Origin of the sequence: Luteimonas sp. 100069, from assembly GCF_003813845.1 — a bacterium.
In the GTDB taxonomy this organism is placed as follows: Bacteria; Pseudomonadota; Gammaproteobacteria; order Xanthomonadales; family Xanthomonadaceae; genus Luteimonas; species Luteimonas chenhongjianii.
Window position 1 is genome coordinate 168,514 of the sequence record NZ_RPFN01000003.1, and the last position, 16,078, is coordinate 184,591.

Annotated in this window: 16 protein-coding genes and 1 tRNA gene; 7 read left to right on the forward strand and 10 right to left on the reverse strand. The window is 69.5% G+C overall.

All coding sequences use genetic code 11. The features are described from left to right. Positions 1-82: 82 nt before the first annotated feature. Positions 83-159 (reverse strand) — tRNA-Arg (locus EGK76_RS08950). A 31-nt stretch (positions 160-190) separates the two neighbouring features. Between EGK76_RS08950 and EGK76_RS08955 the strand changes: the two genes are divergently transcribed. Together EGK76_RS08955 and EGK76_RS08960 are read left to right on the forward strand one after the other, a co-directional pair. Next, on the forward strand, positions 191-445 hold the full coding sequence (locus EGK76_RS08955) for a hypothetical protein (RefSeq protein ID WP_123832372.1): 255 nt from the start codon (positions 191-193) through the stop codon (positions 443-445). A 134-nt stretch (positions 446-579) separates the two neighbouring features. Next, on the forward strand, positions 580-2,133 hold the full coding sequence (locus tag EGK76_RS08960) for a calcineurin-like phosphoesterase family protein (RefSeq protein ID WP_096297953.1): 1,554 nt from the start codon (positions 580-582) through the stop codon (positions 2,131-2,133). 111 nt (positions 2,134-2,244) lie between these two features. Here the strand turns inward: EGK76_RS08960 and mtnC are convergent, their stop codons facing one another. The 5 genes from mtnC to EGK76_RS08985 all read right to left on the reverse strand — a co-directional run bounded on the left by mtnC (position 2,245) and on the right by EGK76_RS08985 (position 7,474). After that, positions 2,245-2,934, reverse strand: coding sequence for an acireductone synthase (mtnC, locus tag EGK76_RS08965; RefSeq protein WP_096297955.1), 690 nt, complete (start codon positions 2,932-2,934; stop codon positions 2,245-2,247). 236 nt (positions 2,935-3,170) lie between these two features. After that, the gene (locus tag EGK76_RS08970; protein ID WP_123832373.1) at positions 3,171-3,725 is read right to left on the reverse strand and encodes an acireductone dioxygenase; all 555 of its coding nucleotides are present in this window, start codon (positions 3,723-3,725) and stop codon (positions 3,171-3,173) included. 116 nt (positions 3,726-3,841) lie between these two features. Further along, a complete protein-coding gene (locus EGK76_RS08975; protein ID WP_123832374.1) occupies positions 3,842-4,486 on the reverse strand; it encodes a methylthioribulose 1-phosphate dehydratase in 645 nt (214 codons plus the stop codon). Between the two features lie 84 nt (positions 4,487-4,570). After that, positions 4,571-5,872, reverse strand: coding sequence for an amino acid permease (locus tag EGK76_RS08980; RefSeq protein ID WP_123832375.1), 1,302 nt, complete (start codon positions 5,870-5,872; stop codon positions 4,571-4,573). Positions 5,873-5,962: 90 nt separating this feature from the next. Further along, a complete protein-coding gene (locus EGK76_RS08985) occupies positions 5,963-7,474 on the reverse strand; it encodes an amino acid permease (protein ID WP_096297963.1) in 1,512 nt (503 codons plus the stop codon). A 208-nt stretch (positions 7,475-7,682) separates the two neighbouring features. Here EGK76_RS08985 and EGK76_RS08990 point away from each other — a divergent pair, with 208 nt between their 5' ends. Together EGK76_RS08990 and EGK76_RS08995 are read left to right on the forward strand one after the other, a co-directional pair. Next, a complete protein-coding gene (locus tag EGK76_RS08990; protein ID WP_123832376.1) occupies positions 7,683-8,243 on the forward strand; it encodes an NUDIX hydrolase in 561 nt (186 codons plus the stop codon). A 121-nt stretch (positions 8,244-8,364) separates the two neighbouring features. Then, complete coding sequence (locus EGK76_RS08995; protein ID WP_123832377.1) at positions 8,365-8,802, forward strand: VOC family protein; 438 nt, start codon at positions 8,365-8,367, stop codon at positions 8,800-8,802. Positions 8,803-8,824: 22 nt separating this feature from the next. Here EGK76_RS08995 and serA read toward each other — a convergent pair whose 3' ends face one another. Beyond that, entirely contained in the window at positions 8,825-10,057 is a 1,233-nt protein-coding gene (serA, locus tag EGK76_RS09000; protein WP_096297967.1) for a phosphoglycerate dehydrogenase, read from the reverse strand. 135 nt (positions 10,058-10,192) lie between these two features. On the opposite strand from serA, the gene EGK76_RS09005 reads away from it, so the two are divergent. The 3 genes from EGK76_RS09005 to EGK76_RS09015 all read left to right on the forward strand — a co-directional run bounded on the left by EGK76_RS09005 (position 10,193) and on the right by EGK76_RS09015 (position 13,752). Beyond that, positions 10,193-11,578, forward strand: a complete 1,386-nt coding sequence (locus EGK76_RS09005) for an FAD-binding oxidoreductase (RefSeq protein ID WP_096297969.1) — start codon at positions 10,193-10,195, stop codon at positions 11,576-11,578. Between the two features lie 65 nt (positions 11,579-11,643). Then, a complete protein-coding gene (locus EGK76_RS09010) occupies positions 11,644-11,943 on the forward strand; it encodes a DUF2388 domain-containing protein (RefSeq protein ID WP_096297971.1) in 300 nt (99 codons plus the stop codon). A gap of 12 nt (positions 11,944-11,955) precedes the next feature. Beyond that, positions 11,956-13,752, forward strand: a complete 1,797-nt coding sequence (locus EGK76_RS09015; RefSeq protein WP_123832378.1) for a DUF4105 domain-containing protein — start codon at positions 11,956-11,958, stop codon at positions 13,750-13,752. A 260-nt stretch (positions 13,753-14,012) separates the two neighbouring features. Here the strand turns inward: EGK76_RS09015 and yeiP are convergent, their stop codons facing one another. The 3 genes from yeiP to EGK76_RS09030 are packed head-to-tail and all read right to left on the reverse strand — an operon-like array spanning position 14,013 to position 15,943. Continuing rightward, positions 14,013-14,579 carry an elongation factor P-like protein YeiP gene (yeiP, locus tag EGK76_RS09020; RefSeq protein WP_096297975.1) on the reverse strand — a complete coding sequence of 189 codons (567 nt, stop codon included), beginning with the start codon at positions 14,577-14,579 and terminating at the stop codon, positions 14,013-14,015. Then, positions 14,576-15,160, reverse strand: coding sequence for an aspartyl protease family protein (locus EGK76_RS09025; RefSeq protein WP_123832379.1), 585 nt, complete (start codon positions 15,158-15,160; stop codon positions 14,576-14,578). Before EGK76_RS09025 ends, yeiP begins: the two co-directional genes overlap by 4 nt. 12 nt (positions 15,161-15,172) lie before the next feature. Then, complete coding sequence (locus EGK76_RS09030; RefSeq protein WP_123832380.1) at positions 15,173-15,943, reverse strand: SDR family NAD(P)-dependent oxidoreductase; 771 nt, start codon at positions 15,941-15,943, stop codon at positions 15,173-15,175. Between the last annotated feature and the right edge of the window lie 135 nt (positions 15,944-16,078).

Consider the following 16,078-nt stretch of genomic DNA (forward strand, 5'->3'; position numbering starts at 1 on the left):
GGCGTGGCCGGGAGGACCGGAACGCGGGGGATGCGCAGGCCATCGGGCGCGAGGCGCCGGCGGCTCAGGGATGATCGCGCTCTGGTGACCCCGGCCCGATTCGAACGGGCGACCTGTCCCTTAGGAGGGGACCGCTCTATCCAGCTGAGCTACGGGGCCTGGAAGCCGTACAGGATACCGGAGTGCCGCCATGCGGGCCAAACCGCGGCTAGGCGGGGTGGGCCGGCATCAGCCGGGCGTGGTCGCCGGCTCGCGCATCGCGCCCGTGGGCCTGGCCGCACCATGCACGCCCGCCCGCAGGCCCGGCCGATGTCGGCAGGGCGCATTCGACCGCATCGGCATCGGCATCGGCATCGGCATCGGCCGGCGCCAGTCCATGCATGTCGTGCTGGCGTTGGCCCGGATGAGCTTCCGCGTACGGACGCGCGGCCTGATCCCGCCGTGATCCACGTCTGGCCGCCTCCTGGTCCCGCATCGGCCCACTCCAGGTAATTCACGCGCTGGAGCGTGGGACGCCGGCAGGCGAAATCGCCGGCCGACGCATAATGGAACGCTTCCCCCGAGCAGAAGGTAGCGTCGATGCGGCATGTTCTCCGGCTTGCGCAGATCCCGCTGGCGATCGTGTTGCTCGCGCCCGCGGCAGGGGCTGCGATGGCCTGCGATGCGGGACGCGTGGTCGACGATGCCGGTGCAGGCATTGCCGGCGTCCGCGTGTCTGACGGGCGTCGCATCGTCGAGACCGCGGCCGATGGCCGCTTCACCGGCCTGGGGGGCCGGGATGCGCCGGTCTTCGTGATCAAGCCCGCCGGCTGGACGCTGCCGCGCGCCGGGGCCAATCCGGCGTTCTGGCGGGCGCCCGCTGCGCGTGGCGCGGCCTGCACGTTCACGCTGCAGGCCGGCGAGGCGGAAGGGACGCTCGATGTGGCGGTATTCGCCGATCCGCAGACCGCGAGCGAAGCGGAAGTCGGCTACTACGACCGCAGCGTCGTCGAGGCCGCACGTCGCGCCGGGCCGTTCGGCCTGGGTTTGATGCTTGGCGATGTCACCAACGACGAGCCCGCGCTGTATCCGGTGATCGACGCTGCGACCGCGCGCGTCGGTTCGCCGTGGCTGCACGCCCCCGGCAATCACGATCTCGATTTCAGCGCGTCGGACGACCGCGGTTCCACCGCCTCGTTCCGCGCGGCCTACGGGCCCGAGACCTATGCCTGGGAAACGCCGCAGGCCTCGTTCCTGGTGCTCGACAACGTGATCCACCAGCCCGGGCAGCGACCGGGCTATGTCGGCGGGCTGCGCGAGGACCAGTTCGAGTTCCTCGAGGCCTACCTGCAGGCCGCGCCGCGCGACCGGCTGCTGGTGGTCGCCGCGCACGTGCCCTGGTTCGACACCGCGGCCGGCGGAGCACCCGAGACCATGCGCAGCGCCGATCGCGCGCGCCTGTTCGCGGCCCTGCAGCACTTCGACCGCGTGCTGCTGCTGACCGGCCATCGCCACACCCAGCAACACGTCCGCCACGACGCCGGGAGCGACTGGCACGGCGCGGCGCCGCTGCACGAGTACAACGTCGGCGCGGCCAGCGGTGCGTTCTGGAGCGGCGCGCCGGATGCGCAGGGCATTCCCGATGCGACGATGGCCGACGGTACCCCGAACGGCTTTGCCAGCCTGCGCATCGATCCGGATGGCGGATACCGGTTGGCCTGGCATCCGGCACGCGACACCGCCGCCGATCCAGCGACGACGCAGGCGATGGCACTGCATGCGCCACGCGTGCTGCGTCAGGGCGCGTATCCGGCCTGGGGCGTCTACGCCAATGTCTATATGGGCGAGGCGGATACCCGGGTCGAGTTCCGCGTCGGGGATGGCGACTGGACGCCGATGCGCCGCGTCGAGCGCGCCGATCCGCGCCTGCTGCTCGAGAACGCGCGCGACGATCTGGCCGACGCCCTGCGCGGCCGCGACCGCTCGCCCGAGGCGGTGCCGTCGCTGCACCTGTGGCGTGCTGCGCTGCCGACCGATCTCGCGACCGGCGAGCACGAGGTCGAGGTGCGTGCCTTCGATCCCTGGCAGGGCGAGCAGCGCGCCCGCACGCGCTATCGGCTCGACCGCTTCGATGACGCCGCGCGCGCGCCATAAGCGCGGCGCTGGCGGATCCACCATGGCCGGCGCATCGCCGCGGCGCGGCGCGGGAGGCCCGTAACCTGCAGCCGGCGGCGCATCACCCGTCGACGGCGCAGCAGTCGCCGCTCAGCGGATCGCGTCGATCTGGTCGAACGTAGTCACGCGCGGATGGCCATTGGCCGCCGTCGCATCGCGCGGTGTCGGGTAGTCATCCAGCCGGTCGACCAGGATCGTGCGCATGCCGGCGTCGCGCGCGGCATCCAGCTCTTCGACCACGTCCGACAGGAACAGCACCTCCGCCGGCGCAGCGTCGAGCGCGTCGGCGATGCGCGCATAGCTGTCGGCATCGCGCTTGCCGCCAACTTCGGTGTCGAACCAGTTGGAGAACAGGCCGGTCAGGTCGCCCGCATCGCTGTGGCCGAAGAACAGCTTCTGCGCAGGCACCGAGCCCGACGAGTACACCGCGAGCGTCTCCCCGGCTTCGTGCCAGCGGCGCAGCGCCGGGGCCGCGTCGGGATAGATGTGCGCAGTGAAATCCGCATCGCGATAGCCGCTCGACCAGATCATGCCCTGCAGCGCCTTGAGCGCCGTGTGCTTGCGGTCGGCGTCGATCCAGCCCTGCAGTGTTTCGACGATCATCGCGTCGTCGCACATCGCGCCGTGCTCGGTTGCGACCACGTCCAGCCAGTGCCGCACCTCGGGATCGTTGCCATGCGCGGCGACGAAGCCGGGCAGGGCGCGGCGCGCATACGGGAACAGTACGTCCTTGACGAAGGAAATGCTGCTGGTGGTGCCTTCGATATCGGTCAGGATCATCCGCGCGTCAGCCGGTTCGGGGGCGTTGAAGTGTAAGCCGTCGCCATGTCATGCCGGCAGCCGACTCCGGGCGCTTCAGCGCTCACCACGAGCGTGCAGTGGCTGTCGTCGCCGTGCGCTCTTGGCGGGCGCCATGGGTCGTGGCTGCGCACACCGTCCCGGGACGCCCGCTGCAGATACGCCGCTCGGTGGCTGGCCGCGCACGGGATCGTGGGGCCGGCCGAACGACCTGGACGTCAGCGCGTATCCGGCTCGTAGCGCGGGAATTTCTGCGCGATGTCGGAGCCGGTGAAATGACCGATCCAGCCGTCGGGCTGCTCGAAGAAGCGGATCGCGACAAAGCGCGGTTCGCTGCCCATGTCGAACCAGTGGGTCACGCCGTCGGGCACGCCGATCAGATCGTCCTTCACGCACTCGATCTCGTAGACCTTGCCGTCGACATGCAGGGTGAACAGCCCCGAGCCGTCGACGAAGAAACGCACCTCGTCTTCCTTGTGGAAGTGCTCGTCGAGGAATTTGGCGCGCAGTTCCTCGCGCTTGGGGTTGTCGGGCGCGATGCTGATCACATCGACCGACTTGAACCCGCGCTCGGCGCTGATGCGGTCGATGTCGGCCTTGTAGGCGGCGATGACCTCGTCGGGGCTGGCCCCGGCTGCGACGGGCGCCGCCGCCCGCCAGCGTTCGAAGGTCACGCCGATCGCCTGCAGTTCACGGGCGATCGCGTCGCCATCGCGGCTGTCGAAGAGCGGCGTGTCGGGTGCGGTGTCGGCGAAGATGCGGAGGCGGCTCATGGTTCTGGCTCGGGGCGCTTGCGGGGCGTGCAGACTAGCAAAGCCGCGCCGGCGCAACGTTGACCGGGGCGGAACACAGCGCCCTCACTGACGTGCGGTGCGAAGCTGCGCGGAATTCAGCTGCGTACGCCGAGCCGGCGCAGCTCCAGTTCGCAGTGCAGCAGGAACTCGAACGCCTCCAGGTGCCGCCGGGCCTCGGCCATGTCGCGGCCCCAGGCATAGAGACCATGACCATCGATCAGATAGCCCCACATCGGCCCGGCATCGAGCAGGGCGTCAACCTGCGCCGACAGCACCCGCATGTCCTGGCTGTTGGGCAGCACCGGAACATCGATCGCGATTTCGTGGGTACTGTTGCCGGCAAAGGCCTTCAACAGTTCATAACCTTCCAGGCGCACGTGTCCGGCGCCGGCGAACAGGCGCGAGGCGATGGTCTGGGTCGGTGAATGCGTATGCAGGATGCAGCCGATCTCCGGGAACCGGCGGTAGAGCTGGGTATGGAGCAGCGTCTCGGCCGAAGGCCGGTGTTCGCTGCCGACAGCCCGCCCTTCGAAGTCGACGACCATGATGTCGTCTTCCCCGAGCCGGCCCTTGTCGCGGCCGGAGACCGTGATCGCGGCATGGCGATCATCGAGGCGGCGCGAGAAATTGCTGCTGGTCGCGGGGGTCCAGCCGGCCTGGGCGAGTTCGCGGATATTGACGATCAACTCGCCTGCGAGTTCGCGCAGACGGTGGGTGTCGTAAGGAGGCGTGTCTGACATGGCGTGAAGTCTAGCGTGCCGGGCATGCCGTCCGCGCGGCCCGCAGGTTTCGGACCGTGCTTCGTGGCGCCTTGGCGGCGCGGCTCACTTTGCGGTCTGGCCGCGCCGCGGGAAGCCGCGGTATGCAGCCCAGGCCAGCAGGCAGATGATCAGCGCGCCCATCAGCGTGTCGATCGGCGTCGACCAGACCAGCAGGCCGCAGGCGAGCAGCGCACACATGCCGAGGATGCGGTCGCGCGGCCCTGCCGGACGCTCGGGATTGCCCAGGAGCAGGCTCAGGCCAGCGGCGGCGTAGGCCACGACCACCAGGGTGACCGCCATGTTGATGATGGTCTCGAACTGGGTCCCGACCGTGTCCGATACGGTAGCGAAGGCGATGATCGTCATCGAGATCACCACGGCCAGCAGGCCCTGACCGGCGGCGCCGTTGGGGAGCAGGTGTCCGAAAAACCGCGGCAGGAAGCCGCGATGCGCCGCGCGCGCGCCGGATTCGCCCGTCACCAGCAGCCAGCCGCCCAGCGTGCCGGTGGCCTTGAGCGCGGCCGCCGCGGCGATCACCGGGATCGCCCAGGCCCCGAACATCTGTCCGGCGACCAGGGCGAACGGCGCGCTCGACTCGGCGAGTTCCTCGACCGGCACGATGCCCATCATCAGCACCGAGGACACCATGTAGACGACGCCCGCAAGCAGGATGCCGCCGAGGGTCGCGATCGGCACGTTGCGCTTGGGATTACGGACCACGCCGGCCACCATCGCGCCGGTCTCCAGGCCGATGAAGGCCCAGAACACCGTGGCCAGGGAACCGAACGCGACCGCGGCGTCGGACTCGCCACTGACGTTCCAGCCCGCGAAGTAGATCGAGGAGTCGAAATAGGCCCAGCCGGCGATCAGGACCGCGGCGATCGGCAGCAGGCCGAAGACCACGCAGAACGACTGGAAGTGCGCGATGGTGCGCGGCCCCAGCAGGTTCAGCGCGAGCATCGACCAGATCAGCAGGATCTGTCCGGTCAGCTGTACACCGGGACCGTCGCTCACCGGTAGCAGGATCACCAGATACCCGATGGCGGCGACCGCGATCGCGTTGTTGCCGATCCACGACGAGAGCCAGTACGCCGTGGTGGCGAGGAAGCCCATGTCCCGGCCGAGGCTCGGGCGGATGTAGTCGTCGGGCGATGTGAGATCGGGATACTGGCGCGCCAATCGCGCGAACGCGCCGCCCAGCGCGACGGCGAGCACGGTCCCGATCAGCCACGAGAACACGGTGACCGCACCCGACCGCGCGAGCGTTGCCGGCAGCAGGAAGAACCCCGAGCCGATCATGTTGTTGGCCACCATGAAGGTCGCCAGTACCGGGCCGATCTGCTTGACGTTGGAGGTCGTGGACATGGGGGTGATCCGCGAGGGGGCGGCGACGGCCGCTGGTCGGAGGCTCTAAGGGCACACGGCCCGCGCGGGGCGGGCCGTGTGGCGGCGGATTCAGCGCTGCGGCAATTGCTGCCGGAGCTTGCTGTGCTTGTAACCGTAGAGGAAGTAGATGGTGAACCCGATGATGGTCCACGCCAGCAGCACCATCCAGTTCAGCAGCGGCATCGTGGCGACCAGGCCGAGGCATGCGGCCACGCCGAGGGTGCCGACGACGAACACGGCCGGCACCCGGAACGGGCGGTGCAGGTCGGGCTGGGTGCGACGCAGGACCATCACGCCCAGGCACACGGTGGCGAACGCGACCAGGGTGCCCATCGAGACCACGTCGCCCAGCAGCTGGATCGGCAGGAACGCCGCCATGACGGCTGCGACAAGCGCCACCAGCACCGTGCCCTTGTGCGGCGTGCGGAAGCGCGCGTGGATGGCGCCGAAGAAGCGCGGCAGCAGGCCGTCCTGCGCCATCGAGAAGAAGATACGCGGCTGGCCCATCAGCATCACCAGGATGACCGTGGTCAGGCCGGCGATCGCGCCGATCTCCACCAGCGTCTTGAGCCACAGCAGGCTCGGAAATGCCTCGAGCGCCGTGGCGACGGGCTTGGCCGTGCCGAGCGTGGTGTAGGGCACCATGCCGGTCAGCACCGCCGATACCGCGATGTAGATCACCGTACACAGGAACAGCGAGCCGAGGATGCCGATCGGCATGTCGCGCTGCGGGTTCTTGACCTCCTGCGCCGCCGTCGAGACCGCGTCGAAGCCGATGTAGGCGAAGAACACGATCGACGCCCCGCGCAGCACGCCTTCCCAGCCGAAGCGGTCGCCGCCCTGGTTCTCGGGGATGAAGGGGAGCCAGTTCTCGGCGTTGATGTACTGGAAGCCGAAGGCCAGCAGCAGCAGGATGACCAGCACCTTGATCGACACGATGATCGCGTTCGCGGTCGCCGACTGGGTGATGCCCACGTAGCAGAGGATGCCGACCGCGCCGATGATCAGCACCGCCGGCAGGTTGAACAGCGCGCCGGTGGTGACGAACTTGCCGAACTCGCACGCGCCGGCCTGCGCCGCCTCATGCGTACAGAAGTTGATCGGCGCCTGGGTCAGTGCTGCCGGCAGGTGCACGCCGAGACTGTCGAGGAAGCTGACCGTATAGCCCGACCAGCCGACCGCGACGGTCGACGCCGCGAACAGATATTCGAGCACCAGGCTCCAGCCGACGAACCAGGCAAGTGCCTCGCCCAGCGTCGCGTAGGTGTAGCTGTAGGCGCTGCCCGAGGCCGGGATCATTGCCGCGAACTCGGCGTAGCACAGGCCCGCCATCGCGCAGGCGAAGCCGGCGATGACGAAGCTCAGCATGATCGCCGGGCCGGCGTGATTGGCGGCGGCGGTACCGGTGATGACGAAGATGCCCGCGCCGATCACCGCGCCCAGTCCGAGCATCACGAGGTGCTTCGCGGTCAGGGTGCGCTTGAAGCCCACTTCGCCAGACAGGCTGCCTTCGACAGGTTCGCCGGCATCGACATGCGGCTGCGCCTCGATAGGCTTGGTGATCATCAGGTTCTTGAACATCGGGCTCCCCGGTTGGTCGATGGTGTCGCGACTGGCCACCAGACGTTCCGTCGCCCCCCGCGGCCATGCGGAATCGCCGTACCATGCCAAACGCGGACGCCCGGCACAAGCAACACCGCAACGGCTTGTGCCACTTCGCGCGAACCCCGATCCTGCGCGACCGGTCACGCCGCGTCGCAACAAATCCATGCCCGATACCAGCGCTTCCATGGCCGATCCCGTCGCGTCGCTCGCACGCGCCTTCACCCGGTTCGGCCAGGCCCATCCTGCACAGTCGCAGGTCGCCACAGAGTTCGTGGCCGTGCTCGGCGAGGCGCAGGATCCCTTCGTCCGCACACGGCTTGCCGGTCATTTCACCGCGTCGGCACTGGTGGTCAGCCGCGATGGCGCACGCACCCTGCTGACCCACCATCGCAAGCTCGGCCTGTGGCTGCAGCCGGGCGGACACGCGGACGGCGACCGCGATCTGGCGCGCGTGGCGCTGCGCGAGACCGAGGAGGAAACCGGACTGCGTGACGTCGCGGTGCTGCCGGAGATCTTCGATCTCGACCGCCACTGGATTCCCGTGCACAGGGACGTCCCCGGGCACTGGCACTACGACGTGCGCTACGTCGTGCGCGCGGGCACGGACGAGACGTTCGCCATCAGCGAGGAGTCGCTGGCACTGGCATGGGTGCCCATCCTCGAGGTGGCACTGGGGAACGGCTATGACGCTTCCCTGCAGCGCATGGCGCAACGCTGGCGCGAAAGGGCCGCGCGCCCGTCATGAGCCGATAGGCGTCCGTGTCGCAAGCGCTGCCGACGGTCGCTCGCGCAGACAACGGGCAACGGGATCTCGGCGATTCGCCGGTCCGATGCGCCAGGCGCGCAAAGCGGACATCATGCGAGCCATGACCACAGCTCCCGATTCCAGCGCCCTGCAGATCGGCGGCGTACTCGAAACCGCCCTGTACGTGGACGACATGCCACGGGCGGTGGCCTTCTTCTCGAACGTGCTGGGCCTGCGCACGCTGAAGCAGGGCGATCGCCTGACCGCCTTCGATGCCGGCGCCCACAGTGTGCTGCTGGTATTCGCGCGCGGCGCCTCGCAGGCCGATACCACCAGCGAGCGTGGCACCGTGCCGGGCCACGACGGGTGCGGGCCCCTGCACATGGCCCTGCGCATCAGCGCCGATGCCTATGACGGCTGGAAGGCAAGGCTCGCGGCGCATGGCGTGCCGATGCGCGGCGAGATGTCGTGGCCGGCCGGCGGACGCAGTCTGTACTTCGAGGATCCCGACGGGCACGTGCTCGAGTTCGCCACGCCCGGCCTGTGGGCGAACTACTGAGGCCAGGCGGGGCGCCGGTGCTTCAATACAGGACGCGCGTGCGCAAGGTGCCCTCGATCTTCGACAGCTCGCTGCGCAGGTGCGTCGCCTGGTCGCCGCTGGCGGAGACGTCGATGACCACATAGCCGACGTTGGCGGTGGTGCGCAGGTACTGGCCGTCGATGTTCACCGCCTCGCGCGAGAACACTTCGTTGATCTTCGACAGCACGCCCGGCACGTTGCGGTGCAGGTGCAGCAATCGGTGGCTGCCGCTGTGCTCGGGGAGGGTGACCTCGGGGAAGTTGACCGCAGACAGCGTGCTGCCGTTGTCGCTGTAGCGCACGAGCTTGGCCGCGACTTCGATGCCGATGTTGTCCTGCGCCTCCAGCGTGCTGCCGCCGACATGCGGGGTCAGCAGCACGTTGTCGTGACCGAGCAGCGGCGACTCGAACGCATCCTCGTTGCCCTGCGGTTCGACGGGGAACACGTCCACCGCGGCGCCGCCGATGTGGCCGCTGCGCAACGCGGCGGCGAGGGCGTCGATGTCGACCACGGTGCCGCGCGAGGCGTTGATCAGGTGCGCACCCGGGCGCATCGCGGCCAGTTCCGCTTCGCCGAACATCAGTTTCGTCGCCGGGGTTTCCGGCACGTGCAGCGTGACCACGTCGCTGCGTGCGAGCAGGTCGTCGAGGCTGGCCGCGCTGCGCGCATTGCCCAGCGAGAGTTTGGTTTCGATGTCGTGGAACAGCACCTGCATCCCCAGCGACTCGGCCAGCACGCCGACCTGGGTGCCGATGTGGCCGTAGCCGACGATACCCAGCGTCTTGCCGCGCGCCTCGTGGCTGCCGAGCGCGGACTTGCTCCAGCCGCCGCGGTGGCACTGGGCGTTCTTCTGCGGGATGCCCCGCAGCAGCATGACCGCCTCGGCGACCACCAGCTCGGCCACGGAGCGGGTATTTGAATAGGGCGCGTTGAACACCGGGATGCCGGCACGCTCCGCCGCTTCCAGGTCGACCTGGTTGGTGCCGATGCAGAAGCAGCCGATCGCCATCAGCCTGCGTGCATCCGCCAGCACCTCCGCGCTGAGCTGCGTGCGCGAGCGGATGCCGACGATGTGCGCGTCGGCGATCTTCGCGCGCAGTTGGTCGTCCGGCAGGGCCTTGGGGTGCATTTCGATCTGGGTGTAACCGGCCGCCCGGAAGGTGTCGACGGCGCTCTGGCTGATGCCTTCGAGCAGCAGGACGCGAATGTCCTGCAGGGGGAACGAGGTCTTCATGGATGAATCCGCAGCGTAAGCGTAGGGGAGTGCGCACTGCATGGTGCCAGAGTCGCCCGCGCACGCGCAGCCGTGCTGGACGCATCCGGAGCGCGCTCGTACGCTGGCCCTCCCGCTTTACCGGCCGCGTGTCCGATGTCCGACCCCCGAATCTCCGCCCTGCAGGCGGAAGTCCCCTCGCTGCGCCTGCTGACCGATCCCGCCGACCTCGCGCATTACGGGGTCGACTGGACCCGACGCTGGACGCCGGCGCCGATGGCGGTCGCACTGCCGGCGACGATCGAAGAAGTGCAGGCGACGATGCGCTGGGCGAATGCCGCAGGCGTCGCCGTCGTGCCCTCGGGCGGGCGCACCGGCCTGTCGGGCGGCGCGGTCGCGGCCAACGGCGAACTGGTCCTGAGCCTGCAGCGCATGAACCGGGTGGTGGGCTTCGAGCCGGCCGATCGCCTGCTCACCGTCGAGGCCGGCATCGCCCTCGAAGCGGTGCAGGAGGAGGCGCGGTCGCACGGCCTGCAGTATCCGGTGGATTTCGCCTCGCGCGGCTCGTGTTCGATCGGCGGCAATATCGCCACCAACGCCGGCGGTATCCGCGTGGTGCGCTACGGCAACACCCGCGAGTGGGTGGCCGGCATCCGGCTGGTCACCGCGACCGGCGAACTGCTCGACCTCAACCGCGGGCTGGTCAAGAACTCCAGCGGCTACGACCTGCGCCATCTCGCGGTGGCGTCGGAAGGCACGCTCGGCATCATCGTCGAGGCGACGCTGAGGCTGACCGACCCGCCGCCGGACACACGGGTGATGCTGCTGGCGCTGCCCTCGTTCGAAGTGCTGATGGAGGTATTCCAGGCCCTGCGTGCGCGGCTGCCGCTCGAGGCCTTCGAATTCTTCACCGACCGCGCGCTGCACCACGTGGTGGCGCACGGCGCGCAGGCGCCGTTCGACGCCGCGTATCCGTACTACGTCGTCGCCGAGTTCGCCTGCGAGGGCGAGGCGGGCGAAGTGCAGGTGTTGTCGGCGTTCGAGTACTGCATGGAGCAGGGCTGGGTCGAGGACGGCGTGATCAGTCACGGCGATACGCAGGCCGCGGCGCTGTGGCGGCTGCGCGAGGGCATCACCGAGAGCCTCGCGCCACACCTGCCGTACAAGAACGACGTATCGGTGCGCGTTTCGGCGATGCCGGGCTTCCTGGCGCGCACCCAGGCCCTGCTTGCGTCGGAGTATCCGCAGTTCGAGGTGGTCTGGTTCGGGCATATCGGCGACGGCAACCTGCACATCAACGTGCTCAAGCCGGCGGACATGGCCAACGCCGACTTCGTCGTCGAATGCGAGCGTGTGACCAGACTGCTGGCGGAAACACTGGCCGAGTACGGCGGCAGCATTTCGGCCGAACACGGCATCGGTCTGGTCAAGAAGGCCTATCTGGGGTCGACCCGCAGCGCGGCGGAGATCGCGGTGATGCGTGGCATCCGGCGTGCGCTCGATCCTGCCGGCATCCTCAACCCGGGCAAACTGTTCGACTGAAGGTCCGGTCGCCTGCGCACCGGCGAAGTTGCAGTGGCGCCCCTCCACCGTTTCCGGAGTCTCCCATGAAGGTCCGTTCCGCATTCCTGCTGCTGGCCGCCCTGTCCGCGCCGGCCTTCGCCGGCAGTTTCGCCGGCACAAGTGCGGGCGCGACCTCGGGCGGCGCCTCGGCCTCGTCGGGCAGCACGTCCGGCAACGACAAGGTGGTGCTGCAGGCGCGAGAAGACGCCGCAGGATTCGTCGCCAGCGAGGGACGCATCCGTGGCGCGCGTCTGGAAGCCGCGCTGCGGCACCTGCGCGAGACCCGGCCGCTCGCGCGTGAGGCGTCCGATCTCGAACTCGCGCAGGCCATCCTCGCCCGCTGATCAGGCCGGCCGATGCTGACGCGGGCCGCCATCGTCCTGACCGCGGCCCTGCTGGCGCCGGCGGCATCGGCCGCCGGCTGGGCGGTCGCGCAGCAGGTGACAGGTGAGCCGTTGCGTCCTGCGGAAGCCATCCAGGCCGAGCTCGCACTGACCGCTGCGTTGTCGCGTCTGCCGCCCGCCTGGCGCGACGCACCGGGTCTCGATGTTGTCGTCGACTGGCGCGACGACCTGCCCGGCGCTGTCCACGGTCGCGCATTCGGTGCGCATCTGCGGATGCGTCGCTCGCTGCTCGCCGATGCGGACGATGCACAGGCACTGCAGCGCGCCCTGCTGCACGAGCTCGCCCATCGCTACGACCACTCGACACATGGCGGCCTGTCGCGCGATCCACGGCTGCTCGATCTCGCCGGCTGGCCGCAGCGGCCTCTGCGCCTGGGTCTGCGCGTGCGCGACAACGCCATGCGCGATCGCAGCCCCGATGCCTACGAGCGCACCGCACCGGCCGAGTTCGTCGCCGTCAACCTGGAGTACTTCCTGCTCGACGCCGAATACGCCTGCCGCCGTCCGGCGCTGCACGCCTACTTCGCCGCGCACTTCGGCTGGGCACCGCCGCAGGCCGCCTGCGCGCCGGAACTGGCCTTCGTCGAGGCCCAGCCCGAGGCGGATGCCGCGCCATTGCTCATGCTCGATCCCGCGCAGGTCCATGCCGTCGACTACCTGCTGGCCGAAGGCAACGCGCAACCGATGAGCCGCTGGGGCCACAGCATGCTGCGGCTGGTGATCTGCGCGCCGGGCCGCGCTCCCGGGCCCGATTGCCGGCTCGATCTTGCCCATCACCGTGTGCTGTCGTTCCGCGCCTTCGTCGACGATGTGCAGATCTCCAGCCTGCGTGGCCTGACCGGGCGCTACCCGTCGCGGCTGTTCGTGCTTCCGCTCGACCAGGTCATCGAGGAGTACACGCGGGTGGAACTGCGCGGCCTGCAATCGGTGCCGCTGGGGTTGTCGCCGGGCGAGATCGCCACGCTGCTGACCCAGGCGGCCGCGCTGCACTGGAGCTACGACGGGCGCTATTACTTCATCGGCAACAACTGCGCGGTGGAAACCTGGAAGCTGCTGCAGACGGGCGTGCCGCGGCTGGCCGATGCACGGCTGCGCAGCGTGACCCCGACCGGGCTGCTGCGCAGGCTCGCGCGCAGCGGCGCTGCGGACCTGTCGGTGCTTGACCGCGAAGATGCGGTGCGGAAGGGATTCCGATTCCCGTCCGCCGATGCGGAGTATCAGGCTTTGTTCGATGTCGCCCGCGCCGCGCAACCGCTGCCGGTCGCCCGGTATGCCGACTGGCTCGACCTCGCGCCGCAGGCGCGCACGCCCTGGCTCGATGGGGCGCAGCTGCGCGACGGCGCGGCGCTGCTGGTGCTCGAACATGCTGCGCGGCGCCGGGAGATGTTGCGCCTGCGCGACGTACTCAAGCGCCAGCTGCTCGATCCGCGGCAGGCTGCAATCGCCGCGCCTTCGCTCGCGACGCTGCGGGCAATGCTCGACGCCGGCGATCGTCTCAGCCGGCCCGCGCAACTACTGGCGGACGGCTACGGGCTGCCGCAGCCCGATGAACGCTCGATGCTCCAGCACGACGTGGCCGCGCGCGCGCAGCGCCTGCACGGGCTGCGCGCGCAACTGGAGGACGAGGGGCGGATGGCGTTGACGCCGCAGGCGCAGGCGCGGATCGCGGCGCTCGAGCGGAACGTCGAGGTGCTGGGTGCGCGGTTGCGGACGCTGCATCGCGAGGCGGGTGGGCTGGAACTGGATTGAGCGGCGTCACCTGCGCGCGCAGGACATGCGGGTGTCTGCAGCGTGTCCCGGCCCGCTGGCTGGCGTCGGCACGACATCGGAACGCACGACATCGGAACGCATGCCGGGCGTTGCACGCACGGTGCGGTGGAGGTCAGAGCGAGCGGTGCTCGCGTTGCGCATGGGTGCCAGCGCCCCAGACCCTGCCTCCCGGCGAAGACGGCCAGGGCATCGGAGCGTCGGAGGCTTGCGCGCTCCAGACGCTCGCCGATCCCCTTTGGTCAGTCCGCGCGGCCGCCGAATTCTCCGGTGATGGTGTTGACCCACACGCGCTCGCCGTTGGTGATGTATTCCGGCACCTGGATCTCGATGCCGGTGTTGAGCATCGCCGGCTTCGGGCGCTTGGTCGCGGTGCCGCCCTTGAGTTCGGGCGGGGTGTCGACGACTTCGAGCACCACGCTTTGCGGCAGCTGCAGGCCGACCGGGGCATCGTCGATGACCTGCACGAACAGGCCGGTCAGTCCCTCGGTGATGTAGCCGGCGCCGTCGCCGACGACATTGGCATCCAGCGTGTACTGGGTGAAATCCTCGTCGTCCATGAACACGAACGCGTCGCCGTCCTTGTACGAAAAGCTCGCCTGGCGCCGGGCGAGGTCGACCTCGCGCAGCTCGTCGTCGCCGTCGAAGCTGGCGTCGGTCTTGGTGCCGCCGGGCACGCTGTACATGGTGAAGCGGAAGCGCACGTTGCCGCCGCGGCCCTGCGGCGAGCTGCGCTCGATGTCGCGCACCTGGTACACGCCACCATTGTGTTCGACCACGTTTCCTTTCTTGACGTCGTAGGCTTTCATCGTTGTCCGCTGCTGGATGGAGAACTGGTTGGGGAAGGCGACCCGGCGCTGCGGCCGGCATCGGGATTGCGCAGGTAGAGCCGCAGGTTCGGGTAGTCGATCACCGCCGCACCGCGTACCAGCACGTCCGCGCCAACCACGCCGTCGACGGAGGCCTCTCCCCGCTGCGAGAACGCCGCATTGACGTGGTCGAGCGCGAGGAAGTGGGCGGTGAACGCATCGTCGCGGTAGGCGCCGATCCGCAGTCGGCTGCCGGGCAGGGCAGCGATCGCGAGCCCGCTGCCGCCGGCGCCCGTGGCGACGCCGCCCGCCACGACATCGCGTCCGTCGGCGAAGCGCGACTGCGCGGCACGGTCGATGACGGTGCGACCCGCGCCGGTGTCGACGATGAAGCGGCCGCGCACACCGTTGACGTGCAGCTCGATGGCGAGGTGCGCATCGCCATGTCGGGTCATCGGCACCGCCACATAGCCGCCGGCGCGGAGCGTGGCGTCGAGTCCGGCAGGCTGGGCGTGCGCAGCCAGCGCCAGGCAAGCCAACGCCGCGGCCAGCACAATGCGATGCAGGGTCCGTGTCGGCACGGCGCTGCGGCCTTACCTGGGGGCGAGGCGCACCGCGCCGTCGAGGCGGATGGTCTCGCCGTTGAGATAGCGGTTGCCCACGATGTAGGCGACCAGGTCGGCGAATTCCTCCGGACGCCCCAGGCGCGACGGGAAGGGGATCGAGGCCGACAGCGACTGCTGCACATCGTCGGGCATGCCGTCGACCATCGGCGTCCAGAAGATGCCCGGCGCGATGGTGTTGACGCGGATGCCGAAGCGCGAGAGCTCGCGGGCCATCGGCAGGGTCATCGCGACCACGCCGCCCTTGGAGGCCGAATACGCGGCCTGGCCGATCTGGCCCTCGTAGGCGGCGACAGAGGCGGTATTGACGATCACGCCGCGCTCGCCGTCCTCGCCCGGGTCGTTGCGCTGCATGACCGCCGCTGCGGCCTTGGCGACGTTGAAGCTGCCGACCAGATTGACCATGACCGTGGTGCTGAACGTCGACAGCGGCATCGGCGCCTCGCGACCGAGCACGCGGCCGGCGCCGAGGATGCCGGCGCAGTTGATCGCGACATTGAGTCCGCCGAGGAACGCGCGCGCCGCATCGACGTTGGCGACCACGCCGGCCTCGTCGGTGACATCGGTGCGCAGGTAACGGGCATTGGCTTCGCCGAGCGCGGCGACGGCGTCGGCGCCCTTGTCGTCGTTGACGTCGAACAGCACGACCTTGCCGCCGCCCGCCACCAGGTGATGGGCCACGGCGAGGCCAAGGCCGGACACACCGCCGGTCACGATGGCGCGGACGGAATCGGGTGTCATGAGCGGATCCTCGCAGGCAAAGCGCGCAGTTTAACCGGCCCTCGTGTGCCCGGTACGGCGTCGCCGATCGGTCTGCGCGCCCGCAGCGCACCCGCAACTGTCAGCCGCGCCTGCGCGGGCGTGTGGACGACGACG

What these genes read in the sequence shown, in the direction of transcription:
- EGK76_RS08960 (WP_096297953.1), top strand. Translation starts at nt 580, where the DNA reads ATGCGGCATGTTCTCCGGCTTGCGCAGATCCCGCTGGCGATCGTGTTG.
- EGK76_RS09030 (WP_123832380.1), bottom strand. Translation starts at nt 15,943, where the DNA reads ATGACACCCGATTCCGTCCGCGCCATCGTGACCGGCGGTGTGTCCGGC.
- EGK76_RS09010 (WP_096297971.1), top strand. Translation starts at nt 11,644, where the DNA reads ATGAAGGTCCGTTCCGCATTCCTGCTGCTGGCCGCCCTGTCCGCGCCG.
- EGK76_RS09015 (WP_123832378.1), top strand. Translation starts at nt 11,956, where the DNA reads ATGCTGACGCGGGCCGCCATCGTCCTGACCGCGGCCCTGCTGGCGCCG.
- EGK76_RS08970 (WP_123832373.1), bottom strand. Translation starts at nt 3,725, where the DNA reads ATGAGCCGCCTCCGCATCTTCGCCGACACCGCACCCGACACGCCGCTC.
- EGK76_RS08955 (WP_123832372.1), top strand. Translation starts at nt 191, where the DNA reads ATGCGGGCCAAACCGCGGCTAGGCGGGGTGGGCCGGCATCAGCCGGGC.
- EGK76_RS08985 (WP_096297963.1), bottom strand. Translation starts at nt 7,474, where the DNA reads ATGTTCAAGAACCTGATGATCACCAAGCCTATCGAGGCGCAGCCGCAT.
- yeiP (WP_096297975.1), bottom strand. Translation starts at nt 14,579, where the DNA reads ATGAAAGCCTACGACGTCAAGAAAGGAAACGTGGTCGAACACAATGGT.
- EGK76_RS08975 (WP_123832374.1), bottom strand. Translation starts at nt 4,486, where the DNA reads ATGTCAGACACGCCTCCTTACGACACCCACCGTCTGCGCGAACTCGCA.
- EGK76_RS08990 (WP_123832376.1), top strand. Translation starts at nt 7,683, where the DNA reads ATGGCCGATCCCGTCGCGTCGCTCGCACGCGCCTTCACCCGGTTCGGC.
- mtnC (WP_096297955.1), bottom strand. Translation starts at nt 2,934, where the DNA reads ATGATCCTGACCGATATCGAAGGCACCACCAGCAGCATTTCCTTCGTC.
- EGK76_RS08980 (WP_123832375.1), bottom strand. Translation starts at nt 5,872, where the DNA reads ATGTCCACGACCTCCAACGTCAAGCAGATCGGCCCGGTACTGGCGACC.
- EGK76_RS08995 (WP_123832377.1), top strand. Translation starts at nt 8,365, where the DNA reads ATGACCACAGCTCCCGATTCCAGCGCCCTGCAGATCGGCGGCGTACTC.
- serA (WP_096297967.1), bottom strand. Translation starts at nt 10,057, where the DNA reads ATGAAGACCTCGTTCCCCCTGCAGGACATTCGCGTCCTGCTGCTCGAA.
- EGK76_RS09005 (WP_096297969.1), top strand. Translation starts at nt 10,193, where the DNA reads ATGTCCGACCCCCGAATCTCCGCCCTGCAGGCGGAAGTCCCCTCGCTG.